The following is a 15860-nucleotide window of genomic DNA, read 5'->3' on the forward strand; positions in this document are numbered from 1 at the left end:
AAGGAACCCCACATGGCGCTGCAATTCACCACCAGCGACACCGCACCCCAGGAGATGGCCCCGCCCTTCGAGTTCGACCTCGACGAGCAGCCCCTGACCGCGCAGTGCCCCAAGTCCCGCATGTGGTCCCGCCTCATCGCCTCCCTCTCCTCGGCGGCGACGATGGCCGACGAGCAGTACGCGATCGGCAGCTTCATGGACGCCTGCTTCGGCGACGGGGACCGCATCTACCTGGAGCGCCGCTACCGCGACCGCGAGGACGCGCTGGACGACGACGTGATGGCCGAAATCTTCGAGGCCGTCATGGAGTTCTGGGCCCCGCACATGGCCGAGGAAGTCGACCAAGTCCGCGAGTCCCGTGAGTCCCGTGGCTCGCGCGCCCAACGCCGCGCCGTACGCACCCCCACGGGCTCCCGCAAGCCCGCCCGGCCGCGCGCCGCCCGCAAGACGCTGAGCGACACCGCAGCGGGGGCCGAGTAACCCCATGGCACGCACCGGAGCAGCCGCGCCCGACCAGGGCGCACCGTACTGGAAGGGCGGTCCCGCCGACACGCCCTTCCTACTGCTCCTGGGCGAACACCAGATCCTGGTCCCCGACGTCGAGACCGGCTGGTGGATCAACGCGCTGGCACGCGGCGACTGGGGCGACATCGCCCGCCTCCTGGACGAGGACCTCCAGCTCTCCTACGCCCTCATGGACCAGGAGCTCGAAGACGTCGACCAGGCCGACCTGCACCGCATGGCCTGCCAGGTCGCCGAGACCGTAGCGGGCTGCCCCTGGCCCACCGCCGTACGCCTGGCCGGCCACCTCGTCGGCGGGCAGTGGATCGACTTCGAGGCGTACTGCACGCGGCGCACCAGCATCGACCCCCTCACCGCGCCCCTGCGGCGCGTGCTCGGCGCGATGTACGCCATGGCGCTGGAAGGCGCCCAGGACGAAGCCGCCGTGCGCCGTATCCAGGCCGAGTACGCCAACGCGGCCGACACCAACGCCCCGCCTCCGCCCCTCACGGGCGACCGCACCGACAGGGGGGCGCCCCAGGTGCCCGGCTCCAAGTACCGCACCTTCACCTCCGATGAGGCCGCCGCGGCTTTCAACGCCGCCTCCTCCGAGTCCTTCCCCGCCCGCACCACGCAAGGGGAGGCACCGTAAATGGCGCTCGCCGAGACGATGGTCGACGTCAACGCCGACGTCTCCAAGTTCAAGCGCACCCTGCGCCGTGAACTGCGCGACCACAAGGTTGCGGTGAAGCTGGAAGCGGACTGGGCGAACTTCCGCCGCAAGCTGCGCCAGGTCACCGCGTCCCTGACCGTCAAGGTCGGCCTGGACCCCGACGTCGCCAGCCTGCGCACCCGCCTATCGGCGATGCGGCCCAGCGTCCCCGTACGCCTGGACCCCGACACCGCGCTCCTCAACGCCCGGCTGAGGACGATGCGTCCCAGCCCCGTCACCGTTCCTGTGCGCGGTGACACGAGTCAACTCACGCGCTCCCTCCGGGGCCTGACCCGGTTCCTGCCCTCGGCGAAGATCTTCGCGATGGGCCTGGCGATCGTCATGCTCGGCGCCCAGGCCGCCGTCACCTCCGGGCAGATCGTCGCCTTCACCGCATCGCTGGCGCCCCTGTTCGGGATCATCGCCGCCGCCCCCGCGAGCCTCGCTGGTGCCGGGGCCGCCCTGGGCGCGCTCGCGCTCGCGGCGGACGGGGTGAAGCAGGCGTTCAGGCCCCTGCAAGGGCAGTTCGACGCGATGAAGAAGTCCGCCTCGGCGGCCATCTACACCCAGCTATCGGCAGCCTTGCGCGGCACGTCGGGGGTGATGTCGCAGGTCAAGTCGGCCGCGACGGGCATCGCCACCGAGTGGGGGCGCGCCGGGGCTGCGGCGATCAACTACATCAAGTCCTCGCGCGGCATGCAGAACGTGTCCTCGATCACCGAGGGCGCCCGCAAGGCCGTCAAGGGCTTGGCGGACGGCACCAAGCCGCTCATCACCGGGTTCATGGACCTGGCCGGGGTCGTCTCGGACACCTTCGGCCGCCGCCTGGGGATGGGCATCGAGGACGTCACCACGAAGTTCGGCACGTGGATGACGAAGGTGTCCCAGTCCGGACAGGCGCTGGGCTGGGTCAACAACGCGCTCACCGCATTCAAGTCCCTGGGCACGATCCTCGGCAGCCTCGGCGGGATCTTCAACGCGGTGTTCAGCGCGGCGCGCGCGGCCTCCGGGGACCTGTTGCTGACCGTGGGCTCCGTCCTCAAGGAGGTCGAGCGCTTCCTCAAGTCGGGGGAGGGCCAGTCCTCCCTGGTCTCCCTGTTCCGGGGGCTCCAGCAGGTCGGCGTGGCCCTTGGGCCCGTATTCTCGCAGTTGATCTCCTCTCTTGGGCAGATCGCGCCCCTGGTCGGCCAGTTGGCGATCGCCCTTGGTCCCGGCGTCGCTGCCGCGATCAAGGGGATCGGCGACGCGATCACCGCCATGGGCCCCGGGCTGCTCGCCTTCGGCACCGCCCTCTCGGACGCGTTCGTCACCCTCGGGCCGATCCTGCCGCAGGTCGGAGCCGCCCTCGGCGCCGTTCTGGCCGCCCTGTCCCCGCTGGTCACCGTCGCGGCCGCGTTCCTGTCCGTGATCGTCCCGATCGCCGCCCAGCTCATCCAGTTCGCCGCCCCGCTGCTGCCGATCGCGCTGGGGATCATGGCCGCCGTCAAGGCGTTCGCGCTGCTGCGCACGATCATCGTGGGCGTCCAACTGGTCTGGGCCACGCTCAACTTCGTCTTCGCCGCCTCCCCGATCGGCTTGATCGTGGTCGGCGTCATCGCCCTCGTCGCCGCGCTCGTGCTGGCCTACCAGCGCTTCGAGGGCTTCCGCAACGTCGTCCAGACCGTCTTCGGGTTCCTCCAAGGCGTCGGCATGGCCGTGATCGGCGCCTTCGTCGCCGCCTGGCGGGGGATCGTCATCGCGGCCCAGGCCACGGTCTCGTTCTTCTCCGGGCTGCCCGGCACCCTGGGCGGCATCCTCTCGGCGGTCGCGGGCGCCGTGGGTGCTGGGCTCGGCGCCGTCGTCGGCTTCTTCGCCGCACTGCCGGGGCGGATCCTGGGCGCGCTAGCGTGGCTGGCAGGCGGGATCGCCTCGTTCTTCTCGGGCATGTTCTCCGGGGTCCGCTCGATCGTCTCCTCCGGGGTCTCGGCCACCGTCTCGTTCTTCGCCCAACTGCCCGGCCGGGCGCTCGGCGCGGTCCGCTCGCTGCTCGGGTCGATGGGCTCGTTCTTCCGCAGCGTCTTTGCCGCCGCGCGCAGCGCCACGACGTCCGGGATCTCCGCTGTCGTCTCGCTCGCGCGCGGCATCCCCGGCAAGATCGTTTCCGCGCTGGGGAGCCTGGCCTCCAAGGTCGGCGCCGTGTTCACCAAGGCGTGGCAGGCGGCCAAGCGCATCGGCGGCCAGGTCGTCAGCTTCGCCCGGAACCTGCCCGGCAACGTGGTCAAGGCCATGGGCAACATCGGCTCCAAGATCGCCTCGATGATCAAGTCCACGATCCCGGGCCCCCTCAAGAAGTTCCTGCCCTTCGCGCGCGGCGGCATCGTCACCGGCCCCACCCGCGCCCTGATCGGCGAGGCCGGACCCGAGGTCGTCATCCCCCTCACCCGCCCCCAGCGCGCCCGCGAACTCCTCTACGCCTCCGGGGCCGCCTCCTTCCTCGACCAGGACAAGGGCCGCAACAAGGGCGCAGGCAGCGGCAACCCCCTGATCGGCAACGTGCAGATCGTCACCCCCGCCCGCGACCCCGAAGCCGTCGCCCTCGCGGTCGCCGGCCGTCTGGCCCGCGCGAGTTTCTGACCCCACACCAACCCCGAAGGGAGGACCCCAACACATGGCGTACAACGGCTACTTGGACCTGGGCACGACGGCCATCATCGACAACCAGCTCACCTACCAGCTCGCCCAGCAGGCCGGGATGGGGAACGTCCTGGTCTGTCCTCCCTGCCCCACCCCCGAACCCGGCTGGCGTGCACGGGAGCTGCCCACCGCCCCGTGGTGGGACGAAGCGGTGCCCGCCTCCCGCGAGTTCCTGGGCCTGTACGGGCTGGAGTTCACCGGGCTCACCTCACCCACCCGCAGCCGCACCCTGACCGAGCTGGCGCACGCCGGGGCCTCCCTGGGCAGGCTCCGGGCGGCGCACCGGGAGATCGGCGTACGCGCCACCGCGCTGGCCACCTCCGAGGCAGGCATGTCGTTCGGTCTGTCGTGGCTGGCCTTCGCGCTGGAGAACGCCGACCAGGACACCACGTTCGGCACCGGGGCCTGCGGCGGCACTGCCGCACACCTGCTGGCCTACTGCGCCAGCGATGAGAGCGCCTGGCGGACCCTGTACGACGTCGGGCTGCTGTCCTTCGAGACCGACCCCGTCATCCGGGCCGCCGGGGTCGGATGCACCGCCAGCGGCGCGCGGATCGCCGAGCTGACGTTCACCCTCGCCGCCGGGCGGCCCTGGCTGTACGGGCCGCCCATCACCCTGGCCACTCAACTGGGCTTCATCACCGAGACGCTGTGGCCCTGCCAGGGCTGGACCGCGCACCAGCCCGGAGTACCCGGCAACCCGATCGACTGCACCAAGACCGTCACCGACGAATGCGTGCAGTGGGTGCCCTCGACCTCGGGCCTGTGCACCGGCCCCGAGGCGTGCAACCGGGTGCGCTCCAACATCTTGCAGCCGGACCAGACGACGGGCACGGGCACCAACACGCTGGGCTGGGCCATCACCGGCCCCGGCACCCTGGCCGTCAAGGAGGGGCGCGTCACCGCCAACGGGCTCGGCGCCACATCGCGGGTCATCTACCGCCATCCCACGCTCGCCGGATGGCCCGTCCTCAGCGGGCACGACGTGACCTTCTCCTCCGAGATGGTCACCCCCGCGTCCCAGGCCGTCGCGGTGCTCACCTGGCTCGACTCCAGCGGCACGGTCCTCTCCGAAGTCAAGGGGCAGGCCGGTGTGGTGCCGTTCACCGCGACCGCCCCGAAGCTCGCCGCGTTCGTGTACCCCTCCGTGGGCTTCACCGCCGCCCCGCCCGCCATGCTCACGGTCGGACAGGCGACGCTGGTGGCGCTGGCCCCCTCCCCGCCGCCGGGCGCCCAGTGCGACCCCGATCCCTACCAGCCCCACCCGCGGCCCCCGGTGACGCTGCCGATCCCCGTGGACCCCTCCGCGTGTATCGCCACCATGTCCCCGGCCTCCGCCTCCTTGCGCGTGCACACCGGCGCCGTGCCCGAGCGTGCCCGCCTCACGCCGACGATCGTCATCACCACCGGCGCCAAGCCGCTGCGCAAGCTGTCGATCTCCATCTACCGCTCGGCGCCCGGCGGCACGTGCGAGGTCGACAAGCTCGACGACTGCGACAAGATCGCCACGTTCGGCGTCCCCTACCTCGGCGCAGGCACCACCCTGACGATGGACGGCCGCACCGGCACCATGTCCAAGCGCTGCGCGGACGGCTCCACCGTCGATGACGTGCCCGTCTACAACGAAGGCGGCAGGCCCCTCAGGGAGCTGCCCACGTTCTCCGGGGCGGACGCCTGGTGCATCGTCGCGCTCGCCGAACGCGGCGCGGTCACCGACCCCATGGCCATCACCGCCACCCTCACCGTGCTCGCCTCCCCCCGCCTGGAGGCGTCGTGAGCATCGACCCCTCCGAGGGCATCCACCCCCGCGCCCGCAGGATCCGCTGCGCCGAGGAGTACACGATCGTCCTGTACTACCGAGGCGGCCCCGCCGTCGGCGGCGTCGTCGGCGTCATCACCCACCCGATCAAGGTGGAGTGGACCCGCACGCTGGACGCGCCTTCGCTGTGCCGCATCACCCTGGCCAAGCCCGTCTGCGGCGCCCTGGCCCGCGCGCTGGACGACGCCATGGTGGACCGCCCCGAGTGGGCCTACGAGCTGGCCGTCTTCCGCGACCAGGACGAACAGCCCGTGTGGTGCGGCCCCTTCATCCGCTACACCGAGACCCGCGACACCTTCGAGGTCTACGGCGAAGACTTCCTGGCCTGGCTCAAGGTCCTGCCCGTGCCCACCGATTTCCGCTTCACCGGCGCCGCCGCCCTCGATGCCACCGAGCTGGCGTTCTGGCTCATCTCCTCCGCCCTGGAACAGTCCGACCCCAACGTGCTGGCCTACGTACGCACCGCCCCCGCAGGGATCCTCGCCACCCGCCGCGGTCAAGCCTGGACCGAGACCGCGTGGACCGGAGTGGAGGCGCTGGCGCGCGACCACATCGACATCTGCTGCGTGAACCGCACCATCCTGGTCGGCCCCGAAGGCGGAGGCTCACTGGCCGGCCGCGTGCTGCGCTTCTCCGAGCGCGACTTCACCGGCGAGGGGCCCACGATCGAGTCGGACGGGTACGCGGCGGCCACGATGGTCACCGCCAAGGCTCAGGGCATGCAGGGCGTTGCCGCCGACGTCTCCAAGAACACCTGGGGCGAGCAGTGGAGCGTGCCGTACCCGCAGAACCAGGTGACCCCTTCCGATGAGTCCAACAAGGCCAACGTCGCCACCATCGGGAAGATCGAGGAAGGCTGGCGCGGCCTGGTCTGGCAGCTCCACGCTCTCTCGGGCACGCGCCTTGCACCCGAGCTGGCGGCCACCGCCCAGCGCGGCTACCAGCGCGCCAAGGTGCCCGAGTTCATGCGCATGTCCTCCGCGCACCTCTCCCCGGCTACCCCCGTGGCGATCGAGGAACTCATCCCCGGCTCGCGCATGACCATCGCCCTGGACGACACCTGGCTGCGCCCCGTCAACACCCCGATGCGCATCACCGACGTCCACGTCGTCTTCGACGCCACCGGCGAGAACGTGCAGCTCTCCGCCGAACCCGTCTCCATCCGCGTGGAGGACCCCGTCGACGACACCACAGAGCAGGAGGCGCACTGATGGCTCGCACCCGCTCCCTGTCCGGCACCCCCGACCGCTCCGCCCTGCCCGAGCGCCTGGGACGGCTCGATGCCCGCCTGGACGACCTCGAAGACCCCGAAGGCGCACCGTCCGGGGGCGGCTTCATCATCGCCCCCGACCCGGAGCGCGAAGGCGTCCTCAACATCGAGACCAGCGACGGCAAACGCTGGCAGATCTTCCCCCCGCTCGTGACCCCGGAAGAGGTCGCAGCCCTCAAGGAAGCCACCACCCCCGTCTCAGCGGCCATCGGCCTCACCGGCGCGACCGGCGGGCTCACCGTGACCCGCATCGGCACGCGCTGCCACCTCACCGGCCGGATCTTCGTCAACCGCAACTCGATGGACGGCATCCTCATCGGGCAACTCCCCAACGCCTACCTGCCCGTACGCCCCGACCCCTCCTCCGGACTCCCCGAACGCCCCCAGATCACCTTCGCGGTCGGCTGCGAATGGGAAGGCTTCGACCCCCTCGGGCGCTGCGAAATCGGATACGGCGGCTCCATCTACGTTCGCGCACGGCCCGGCGTCACCATCGACCCCCACAAAGTCCGCGTCCAGATCTCAGGACGCACCAGCTCTATCGCCAGCCACGGGCACGGAAAGACCGCAGCGCAAGACACCAACCACCAGCACAGATACGGCGACAAGACCACCGACAGCAACAACGCCAGCCACGCCCACCAGGTCAACCCGGCAGGCGGACACGACCACAGCTTCTACGGCGAGACGTCCGGCGAATTCGCCCAAGACCCCGCAATCGCCGACGACGCCCGCAAGTTCCCCCGGTGGTTCGACCTCGACGGCGTCACCTGGGACACCGGAACCCCCGAACAAGTCCCCCAGTAAGAGGAGAGGGCATGAGCCCCATTACGAATACCAACCGCCTCCGTCAGGCGAACTGAACCGATGGCTATCGGGTGCATCGGCGAGGAATTCGACCTCGACGGCAAGCAGCTCGTCCTGCTCGGGCCCACGCAAGCCGAACGGCCGGCGAGCGTGGGGCCGGACTCCGGGCTCTACATCGACGCGGCCGGGATGCGGGTGGCAACGGCTCCGGAGGTCGTGGACGTGGTCGCACAAGCAGGGCCGTCGACGGCCATCGTGCGCGTGGCCGCGTGGAGTTCCCACCGGTTGCCCGAGCCCGCGGTGACGTTCACCAACCCCTACAGCGACCGGCCATACATGGTGGCAGGGCACTGGCTCATGCAGTGGGAGACCCAGAGCACGGCCAGCAACAGGGGTCTGTTGTCTCTGCACATGGAGCCCTCCCGCTACGAGGACTCCACGCCCGAGGTGGCGTTCGGGTTCCGTCACGGGAAGCTGCCCGCCTCCCAGCAGTGGGGCGGCACCGGCGTCTGGCCGGTGTGCGAAGTCCTCGCTCCGGGGGAGACGTTGACGCTCTACGCCAATGCGTCCCTGGCCAACGGCTCACCGGCGGAAGCTCAGCTCATCTACCGCCATATGCAGTTCAGCGGCGTACGCGGACCCGCCGCATCCGGGCATGCCATCCCCACGCTGGCGCAGATCGTCACGGGTGAGAGCGGAAGGGCCCTCGGGCAGATCGCTGCCGCTCACACGGGCAAGACCCTTGCTCAAATGGTCGACGAATGGAGCCGCTAGGCATGCAGGTCACCCCCGAGTTCCAGATCCCGTACCTCACCGCCGAGGACAAGGGCGACGACTGGCCGCCGTACTACAAGAAGCTGGCTGACCGCTTGGAGGCGGTCATTCACCAGCAGTTCGGCGGCGGCACCGGGAAGCTCGTCTACGCCTCGGCGCAGATGAAGAAGATGGACATCCCCACGGGCACCGCTGCTCCAGCGGAGCTGGACGTGGTCAAGATGAGCGCCGATTTCACCGTGGCGGGCTCTCTCATCACCGTGACGAAGGCAGGGCTGTACCAGGTCAACACCTCAGCTCAGGTCAAGGGATCCGCGGTGACGGCGATGACCAAGATGCCGAAGATCGAGATGAGCATGAAGGTCGGAGGCCAGAACACCTACGGGTGGGTGTCGGCCACCGACGGGGGCCAGTTCAACGTTACGTACATCGCTCCGTTCCTCCTGGCCGCAGGGGACACCATCCAGGTGCTCTTCAAGAAGGAGAACGTTGCCGAGAGCCGCCCGGACAACCTCTCCAACGGTTTCGTCACCGTGCTGCGCCTGGACGACGCGGCATGAGCGCGCCCGTGCTGCCGCAGGTGCAGGCGCTGCCCGCGCGAAACGACTGCTTGCAGCCGTCGATGGGCACCGGTCCGGACAACGAGCTGCGCCTGCGGGTGGACGGGCAGGCCCCCGTCCGCCCGCCGCTGCGACGCGGGATCTACCTGGATCCCAACCGTGGGCTGTGGTCGGACCCGCCGCCCGAAGTGGAGTGGGGTGCAGGGGAGAACACTGCCCTGACGCAGGTGGTGGAGGCAGGGGCGACGGTGACGTTGGCCTCGCTGGCGGTCCAGGCCGTCAACGAGGGCGGCGCCCCGCTGGTGGCCGAGGGCCTGTTCGCGGTCCAGGTGCTCATGACATCGAGCAGCAACACCGGGCTCGTGCGCCTGCGTGGAGCTGTGGGCGCGGGGTCGGTACCCGAAGACGGGCCGCTGATCGCGGTCGGCTCAATCGACCCGGGGGATGTGACCTTCAGCGCTGCGGTGTCCTTCCCGCTGCGCGTGGAGGGCTTCGCGCGCAAGGACGTCACGGGCCGTCTGTGGCTGCACAACGCGACCAAGAAGGCGGTGACGGTGCAGCAAACGGCACGCCGTCTGGTGTTCACCGGCACCACGCTCAGGGGGGACAACGATGGCTGACCCGGTATCGATCGGCCGTGAGTTCACCACCGACGACGAGGGCGACCTGCACGTGCGCGCCACGGTGCGCGAGTGGCCCTACCCGACGAAGTTCTCCGCGAACGGGCTGCGCTGGGACGATGACGGCCTGTACGTCTACCAGGCGCCGCTGCTGCACCCCCTGCGCCAGCGGTGGGACGCGCCCGTCGCCGTGAAGATCGCGGACGGCCAGAAGCACCAGGCCCAGGCGCTCAGCTTCGCGTGGACCAATCCCGGAACTCGCACGGCGGTCGTGTCGCTGTCGTGGTCGCTGGCCATCCACGCGACGCCAGCCCCGGACGTCGTGGCGGCCGGCCACTGGGATGTGACCTTCAGTGACTCGTCGGGGCCCCTGATGGCGGGGGCGACGCACACGCTGGCCGCGCTGGAGGGGCCGGTCGACGCCGTGTGGCAGAGCATCGCGCTGGAGCCCATGGCCTGCGGGCCGGGCGAGAGCGTCAGCGCCTCCGCCGCGCTGGAGGTCGCCAACCACACCGGCGTGCCACTGGAGATGACCGGCTGGACCGTACGTGCGGCCGGGTTCGCGATCGAGGGAGGCCACTGAAGATGGCGTTGAACTGCTACGGCAAGGGCCTGGCCGTCAAAGACGGCGTGCTGGACGTCAAGGGACCGGTCAACGCCCGCTGGCCGCTGAAGAGTCCCCAGAACGTCGCCAACGGGCTGCGCCTGGACGACGGCGGCGGCATGTGGAGCCACGACTACCAGCTCCGCGCGATGCGACCCGTCCAGCGTGCACCCGATGACGAACGCCTCATGATCTCCGGGCCGCGTGTGTCGGGCTCGAACCGGTACTGGCTGTCGGGGACCTACCGGTGGGACGTGAAGAACGAGGACCCCGGCGCCGAGCTGGTCGTCAACGGCACCTGCCTGATGAAGGGCGTCCACCGCGGATTGGCCAACAACGGCTGGGTGGAAACGCTGGCGTGGGCGCGGGAGGTGCCGCCGCCCGCCGAGGGCTCGAAATGGGACCGGGTCACCGGCGACCGCGTCAGCTTCAACGGGCAGTTGTACTGGGCGATGACCATCCCCTTCCAGCTCGTGGTGCCGCCTGGGGGGACGGGGAGCCTTTACCGGGCCGTGGGTGCGTGGGTACAGGTGGGCTACGACTGGCCCGCCGGGGCGGGCTCCTACATCGATCTGATCTGCACGGTGCGCGCGCTGGGCTTCCTGGCCCAGCCCAAGCCCACCGGGCAGGGCTCGCCCGAGACAGGGAACTGAACCATGGTCAACACGATCTGCACCGGCCCCGCGTTCGGGGTCGACAGCCGGGGCGATCTCCAGATCCGCACCCCACGCCCCCTGGACTGGCCCTACCCCTCGGACATCGCGGACGACAACGGCCTGATGCTCGATACGCAGCAGGGTCTGTGGGTGCATCCGCAGGAGTCGTACATCATCTGGCGCGACGGCTACCAGACCTCGCCCACCACCGGCACGCTCTCGCAGGGGCAGTTGATGGTGGCCGCCTATGACGACTTGTCGATTACCAATCGGACCGGTGTGCGTATGTGGGCGCACATCATCATGATGTTCCGCACCTACGTGCGCATGCCCGAGAAGGGCCACGGCGGCAGCAACGCAAAGGTCTGGTTCGACTCGGACCCGGAGCCCGGCTGGGGCCCGGTCAATGAGTGTGTGAGCACGACGGCCGCGCGGGAGTACACGGCCAAGGAGAGCTTCTCGATCGACGCGTCCACGTGGATCGAACCCCGCCAGACCCGGGTGATCCACACGCGGCACATGTACCGCGTGTACTCCGGTGACCCCCAGCTCGTGAACAGCATGCAGTGGCGGCCCACGGGGATGACGTTCTGCCCCTTCCCCAACTCGATGGTCAACTTCACCGAGGCCGCCGAGGATCTGCCCGAGCCCGAGCCGGACGTGTCCATCGTCGACTTCGGGGCCGTCGCCGATGCGAGCGGGACCCCGGAGACGGCGGAGAACAACAGCAAGGCCATCCAGGACGCCATCGACTCCATCGCCGCACGCGGCGGCGGCCGAGTCCGCGTCCCGGAGGGGGTGTTCCTGATGCGGTGGTCGCCGCAGAACCCGGGCGGCCCCATGGTGCGCGTCGCCGACAACGTCTTGATCGACCTGGCCCCCAACGCGGTGCTGCGCCGCTTCGGGTCGGGCCCGATGATCGGCTCCCTGCCGTCGACGGACACCACGACCGAGGGGTTCCAGGGGCCGCAGGGCTGGACCATCCAGGGCGGCACGATCGACGCCAACGGGCAGTGGGCGCGCTCGATGGGCATCGAGTCGGTGACGTTCGTCCTCTCGCACACCGACAACGGCACCATCCGCGACCTCACGGTGCTCGATCAGAACGCCAACCACGTCCTCGACTCGACCGGCAATCGCAACCTGACCGTGCAGCGTGTGCGGTTCGAGGGCTGGATCGTCCCCAAGGAGAAGACCGAGGGGGAGTGGGCGGGCACCTGTTGGGGCTCGCACGGCTGGCCCTACATCGAGGTCATCCAGCTCGACCACGCGCACGCGGGCGGCGGCGGCACGGGCGCCTTCGACCAGACCACGACCGAAGGGCTCAAGGTCCTGGACTGCTGGTTCGGCCCCTCGGCGACGCAAGGCCCCCCGGCGGTCGCGGTCGGCTCACACGGCGGCGCCAAGAAGGCGGGGGAGCAGGACGTTCCCCCGTTCAAGGACATCACCGTCACCGGCAACACCATCACCGACTACCTGGGCACCGGCATCCGCCTGTTCGCCTGGCAGGGCGCCACCATCACGGGCAACACGATCATTTCCCGCCACGACCACCCCAAGTACGGGCGCATCGACGAAGGCGCCAAGGCCCCGATCCTCGTGCACACGCTGCGCGAGACGAACTGGCCGTGCGTGGACCTGGTCATCGACAACAACACCCTCCAGGACACCGGCGGCCCCGACTGCCTGTACGCCGCGGTCTCCATCGACCAGACCCTGAACTACTACAACGCCGCCGGGACGCCGACGCCGTACCCGGGCTCCGTGCAGCCCCACGTGAACGTGGTGATGCGCGAGAACCACTCCGCCCGCCACCAGGGCACCAACGTGTTCGCGACCACGCACGCCCCGGCCGTCGTCATCGAGGGCAACCGGTGGCGCGATCCCCAGATCACCGGTGAGGCGATCGCCGCCGACGATATGACCAACGTCCGCGACAACGGTCCCGAGTAGCTGAAGTGAAGCGGCGCAGCCCGGCGCCTGAGAGCGTTGGGTAAGGGGTGTGCACGTCCCCTGCTGCGCCGCTTCGCGAGCCATTCTGACGTGCGGCGGGGGCGCACCGGCAGGCGCATTCCACGATCCGATGACGGGCGGGATTCCAGTACGAGATCCGCCGGCCTCCGGACGGAAACGGCGACCGCACACCGCTAGCGTTCACACAATCCCCCTCCCGCCGTGACCAGTTCACGCCGTACGCTCGACGGCATGCCCGTACCACGAGGGGGAAACCGCCGGTGATGGAACAGCAGTCAGTAGCCAAGCGCCTCAAGACCGCCCGCAAGATGCGCGGGCTGTCGGCCGCGCAGCTCGCTCAGCGCGTCAACATCTCCGACTCCTACCTGAAGAAGATCGAGGCCGGGTCCCGCAAGGCGTCCGCGCGGCTCCTCCTCGACCTGGCCCGCGCCCTGCACATCGGGCCCGAGGTTCTGACCGGCCAGCCCTATTACGGCAGTCCGGAAGCCGAGGACCGCATTCAGGCGGTCGTTCCCGAGCTGCGCCGTCTCCTGCTCTGCTACGACTCCCCGGACGATCTGGTGACAGGGCCACGCTCGCTGGCCGTGCTGGGCTCGGAGGTCGACCAGATCGCGGCGCTGCGCCGCGATGCGAAGTACGCGCCCATGGGGCCGCTGCTGGTGCCGGTCGTCTCCGAACTCACCCACATCGCGTTGGCCGGGCACAACGAGGACACCACCCGGACCGCGTACGGGCACCTGGCCCGCTCCTACCGGGCGGTCAACAGCCTCGCGCACAAGATGGGTCACCACGACCTGTCCAACACCGCTTTGGAGCGCGTGCGGTGGGCGGCCGACCGCTCCGGTGACCCGTTGATGCAGGTCACCGCCTCCTACCTGGTGGCCGGGGCGATGCTGCGCACCGGCGCCTACCAGCCCGCGCGCAAGCTCCTGGACGGCCTGCGCCCCGAGCTGGAGCGCCTGATGCCCGAGCGCGCCTACAGCGCTGAAGCGCTTGCCCTGGACGGGGCGATCGCGCTGAAGCTCGCCGTCGTGGAGGCCCGTTCCGGAAACCGGGATGCGGCAGAGGGCTATCTGGAAGAGGCCGAGTCGATCTCTGCCTGGGCGGGCGACGTCGACTCCGACGCCTACGAGATGAGCTTCGGTCCCACCAACATCAAGATCCACCGGGTGCATGCGCTGATCGATGCCTGCGACACCGAGCAGGCCGTGGCCCGCCTGCGGGAGTGGGGCACCGACGGCCGTGTGTGGACGCCGCCGTCTTCGACGGTGGGGGAGCGGGCCTCGCACCACCACATCGACACCGCGCACGCCCGCTTGGCCGAGGGCGATGTGCGCGGCGCGTTCGGCGACCTGAAGCAGGCCCGCCTCATCGCCCCCAACCACACGCGTTTCCACCCCAGTGCGCGAGAGACCACTGCCGCGCTCGTGCGCCAGGACCGGTCACCGTCGGAGGAGCTCACCCACTTCGCGCAGTGGCAGGGCGTAATGAACCCTTAACAGATTGTCAAGGGGGCGCGTCAGAACTGCCTGTGGACAACCTGTCCCCGCACTGTCCCCACCTGACTGGAATGGTCTCCTCACTGCCCCCGCCGGAGCGTGTGAGGAGACCATTTCTATGTCCCGCCCCCTGCCTGTGCGCGCCACCTGGCTGCCCCAGTTCTCCCCCGACCTCGTGCGCGCGGGAGTCTGGTTCGACGTCATCCGCGTCCCCCAGGAAACCGGCGTCCAGGCCCTGCACCTCCTCGCCGAACGCGGCCACCGCTCCAGCCCCGCATTCCTGGACCCCCGCGGCCCCGAACCCCGCATGTACGTCCTGATCCCCGTCACGGGATCCCACGGCTGGAACATGCCCGGCACCACAGCGCTCGGCGAAGGCTCCCACGTCGTCATCCCACCCCTGGAAGCCACCGAAGGCGTCAACCACCACTGGTACCGGCCCCCGAAAGCCGCCCGCCTCTTCATCGACCCCACCCAGTTACGCGACGCCCTCGACCACCTCGCCACCCTCGAAGCCGAGGGAGGCGAACTGTGAGCACCAGCACCCGGCCCCCCATCGACTTCGCCACCCTGGACGCCGCCCTGGAATGGGCGATCCCCCGCCACACCATCCGCCTCGACCTGCCGCCGCGCCGCGACATCGACCGCTACAGCGCCAGCCTGGGCGGCTACCTGATGCTGCTCATCGACACCGAGCTGGGCCCGAGCGAGGGCGCCCACCTGCCGCACTACGAGACTGCCGGCCAGCTGCTCACCGCCAGCCTGCACACCGACACCTTCAGCCACGTCGATGCGTATGAGCACTGCCAGGCCCTGGCCCGCTGCGTGCGTCAGTTCGCCGGGTTCTACCGCATCCGCGAAACGACTCTGGCCGGTCGGGAGGCGAGCGCGTGATGCCCGAGCGTGACGTCCCTGCGATCCGCCTGCCCGGCGTCCCCCAAGCGCGCATGCGCTCCATGTGGTGCACCGCCGAGGCCAAGACCGTGGCCTACGACACGCGCCTGCACCTGAGACCGTGCGCGCACTGCGACTCCACGGGCCACCCCATGTGCTCCTGTCCTGACCGCAGCGCCCCGGCATGAGAGGCCCGTTGCCGCACACGCGCTGGGACCGCTGGCGCGTGCGCCGTCCCCGCCGCTCCACCGTCGTCGAGGCGGTCATCACCACCACTCTCGTCGCGCTGGTGGTCGTCGCGTTCGCCGCGGCTCTCTTCGCCGTGGTGAACAACCCCTGAACTCCCGTGCCGGGCCTGTGATCCCACCCCGAGTCTCCCCTGCGGGCGGCCCGGCGCGGGCCCCACCCGATCGCCGAAAGGAGCACCATGAGTACTCCCCCCACACCAGGGCCTGATCCGCACCCCGGCCCCCTCCCGCCGCGCAACAGCAAGTCCC

16 protein-coding genes are annotated in these 15860 nt (G+C 70.1%); all 16 read left to right on the forward strand.

What is annotated here, in order from left to right; translation table 11 throughout:
• The first annotated feature begins 12 nt into the window (after positions 1-12).
• The 16 genes from ACFUPX_RS02565 to ACFUPX_RS02640 all read left to right on the forward strand — a co-directional run bounded on the left by ACFUPX_RS02565 (position 13) and on the right by ACFUPX_RS02640 (position 15703).
• Positions 13-480 (forward strand): hypothetical protein, encoded by a 468-nt coding sequence (locus ACFUPX_RS02565; protein WP_383314553.1) that lies wholly within the window; start codon positions 13-15, stop codon positions 478-480.
• Between the two features lie 4 nt (positions 481-484).
• Positions 485-1153 carry a hypothetical protein gene (locus ACFUPX_RS02570; protein ID WP_383314557.1) on the forward strand — a complete coding sequence of 223 codons (669 nt, stop codon included), beginning with the start codon at positions 485-487 and terminating at the stop codon, positions 1151-1153.
• Positions 1154-3826 (forward strand): hypothetical protein, encoded by a 2673-nt coding sequence (locus ACFUPX_RS02575; RefSeq protein WP_383314560.1) that lies wholly within the window; start codon positions 1154-1156, stop codon positions 3824-3826.
• 34 nt (positions 3827-3860) lie between these two features.
• Entirely contained in the window at positions 3861-5663 is a 1803-nt protein-coding gene (locus tag ACFUPX_RS02580; protein ID WP_383314563.1) for a hypothetical protein, read from the forward strand.
• On the forward strand, positions 5660-6916 hold the full coding sequence (locus tag ACFUPX_RS02585) for a hypothetical protein (protein WP_383314566.1): 1257 nt from the start codon (positions 5660-5662) through the stop codon (positions 6914-6916). Before ACFUPX_RS02580 ends, ACFUPX_RS02585 begins: the two co-directional genes overlap by 4 nt.
• Positions 6916-7782, forward strand: a complete 867-nt coding sequence (locus ACFUPX_RS02590) for a hypothetical protein (RefSeq protein ID WP_383314569.1) — start codon at positions 6916-6918, stop codon at positions 7780-7782. The genes ACFUPX_RS02585 and ACFUPX_RS02590 overlap by 1 nt, the downstream gene beginning before the upstream one ends.
• Positions 7783-7842: 60 nt before the next feature.
• Positions 7843-8556 carry a hypothetical protein gene (locus tag ACFUPX_RS02595; RefSeq protein WP_383314572.1) on the forward strand — a complete coding sequence of 238 codons (714 nt, stop codon included), beginning with the start codon at positions 7843-7845 and terminating at the stop codon, positions 8554-8556.
• Between the two features lie 2 nt (positions 8557-8558).
• The gene (locus tag ACFUPX_RS02600; RefSeq protein WP_383314575.1) at positions 8559-9116 is read left to right on the forward strand and encodes a hypothetical protein; all 558 of its coding nucleotides are present in this window, start codon (positions 8559-8561) and stop codon (positions 9114-9116) included.
• Entirely contained in the window at positions 9113-9736 is a 624-nt protein-coding gene (locus ACFUPX_RS02605) for a hypothetical protein (RefSeq protein WP_383314578.1), read from the forward strand. The genes ACFUPX_RS02600 and ACFUPX_RS02605 overlap by 4 nt, the downstream gene beginning before the upstream one ends.
• Positions 9729-10319 (forward strand): hypothetical protein, encoded by a 591-nt coding sequence (locus ACFUPX_RS02610; protein ID WP_383314581.1) that lies wholly within the window; start codon positions 9729-9731, stop codon positions 10317-10319. The genes ACFUPX_RS02605 and ACFUPX_RS02610 overlap by 8 nt, the downstream gene beginning before the upstream one ends.
• A gap of 2 nt (positions 10320-10321) precedes the next feature.
• Positions 10322-10993, forward strand: a complete 672-nt coding sequence (locus ACFUPX_RS02615; RefSeq protein ID WP_383314584.1) for a hypothetical protein — start codon at positions 10322-10324, stop codon at positions 10991-10993.
• A gap of 3 nt (positions 10994-10996) precedes the next feature.
• Positions 10997-12949, forward strand: a complete 1953-nt coding sequence (locus tag ACFUPX_RS02620) for a hypothetical protein (protein WP_383314586.1) — start codon at positions 10997-10999, stop codon at positions 12947-12949.
• Positions 12950-13233: 284 nt separating this feature from the next.
• Positions 13234-14469: a helix-turn-helix domain-containing protein gene (locus tag ACFUPX_RS02625; protein ID WP_383314589.1), complete on the forward strand. Its 1236-nt coding sequence runs from the start codon at positions 13234-13236 to the stop codon at positions 14467-14469.
• 118 nt (positions 14470-14587) lie between these two features.
• Positions 14588-15004: a hypothetical protein gene (locus ACFUPX_RS02630; protein WP_383314592.1), complete on the forward strand. Its 417-nt coding sequence runs from the start codon at positions 14588-14590 to the stop codon at positions 15002-15004.
• Entirely contained in the window at positions 15001-15363 is a 363-nt protein-coding gene (locus tag ACFUPX_RS02635) for a hypothetical protein (RefSeq protein ID WP_383314595.1), read from the forward strand. The genes ACFUPX_RS02630 and ACFUPX_RS02635 overlap by 4 nt, the downstream gene beginning before the upstream one ends.
• Before the next feature lie 184 nt (positions 15364-15547).
• Entirely contained in the window at positions 15548-15703 is a 156-nt protein-coding gene (locus tag ACFUPX_RS02640) for a hypothetical protein (protein ID WP_383314598.1), read from the forward strand.
• Positions 15704-15860 lie beyond the last annotated feature (157 nt).

This window comes from Streptomyces sp. NPDC057302 (assembly GCF_042667685.1).
Lineage (GTDB): Bacteria > Actinomycetota > Actinomycetes > Streptomycetales > Streptomycetaceae > Streptomyces.

Bases quoted from the DNA above. Each gene is read 5' to 3' on its own strand.
- ACFUPX_RS02565 (WP_383314553.1), top strand. From the start codon at position 13: ATGGCGCTGCAATTCACCACCAGCGACACCGCACCCCAGGAGATGGCC.
- ACFUPX_RS02570 (WP_383314557.1), top strand. From the start codon at position 485: ATGGCACGCACCGGAGCAGCCGCGCCCGACCAGGGCGCACCGTACTGG.
- ACFUPX_RS02575 (WP_383314560.1), top strand. From the start codon at position 1,154: ATGGCGCTCGCCGAGACGATGGTCGACGTCAACGCCGACGTCTCCAAG.
- ACFUPX_RS02580 (WP_383314563.1), top strand. From the start codon at position 3,861: ATGGCGTACAACGGCTACTTGGACCTGGGCACGACGGCCATCATCGAC.
- ACFUPX_RS02590 (WP_383314569.1), top strand. From the start codon at position 6,916: ATGGCTCGCACCCGCTCCCTGTCCGGCACCCCCGACCGCTCCGCCCTG.
- ACFUPX_RS02595 (WP_383314572.1), top strand. From the start codon at position 7,843: ATGGCTATCGGGTGCATCGGCGAGGAATTCGACCTCGACGGCAAGCAG.
- ACFUPX_RS02600 (WP_383314575.1), top strand. From the start codon at position 8,559: ATGCAGGTCACCCCCGAGTTCCAGATCCCGTACCTCACCGCCGAGGAC.
- ACFUPX_RS02605 (WP_383314578.1), top strand. From the start codon at position 9,113: ATGAGCGCGCCCGTGCTGCCGCAGGTGCAGGCGCTGCCCGCGCGAAAC.
- ACFUPX_RS02610 (WP_383314581.1), top strand. From the start codon at position 9,729: ATGGCTGACCCGGTATCGATCGGCCGTGAGTTCACCACCGACGACGAG.
- ACFUPX_RS02615 (WP_383314584.1), top strand. From the start codon at position 10,322: ATGGCGTTGAACTGCTACGGCAAGGGCCTGGCCGTCAAAGACGGCGTG.
- ACFUPX_RS02620 (WP_383314586.1), top strand. From the start codon at position 10,997: ATGGTCAACACGATCTGCACCGGCCCCGCGTTCGGGGTCGACAGCCGG.
- ACFUPX_RS02625 (WP_383314589.1), top strand. From the start codon at position 13,234: ATGGAACAGCAGTCAGTAGCCAAGCGCCTCAAGACCGCCCGCAAGATG.
- ACFUPX_RS02630 (WP_383314592.1), top strand. From the start codon at position 14,588: ATGTCCCGCCCCCTGCCTGTGCGCGCCACCTGGCTGCCCCAGTTCTCC.
- ACFUPX_RS02640 (WP_383314598.1), top strand. From the start codon at position 15,548: ATGAGAGGCCCGTTGCCGCACACGCGCTGGGACCGCTGGCGCGTGCGC.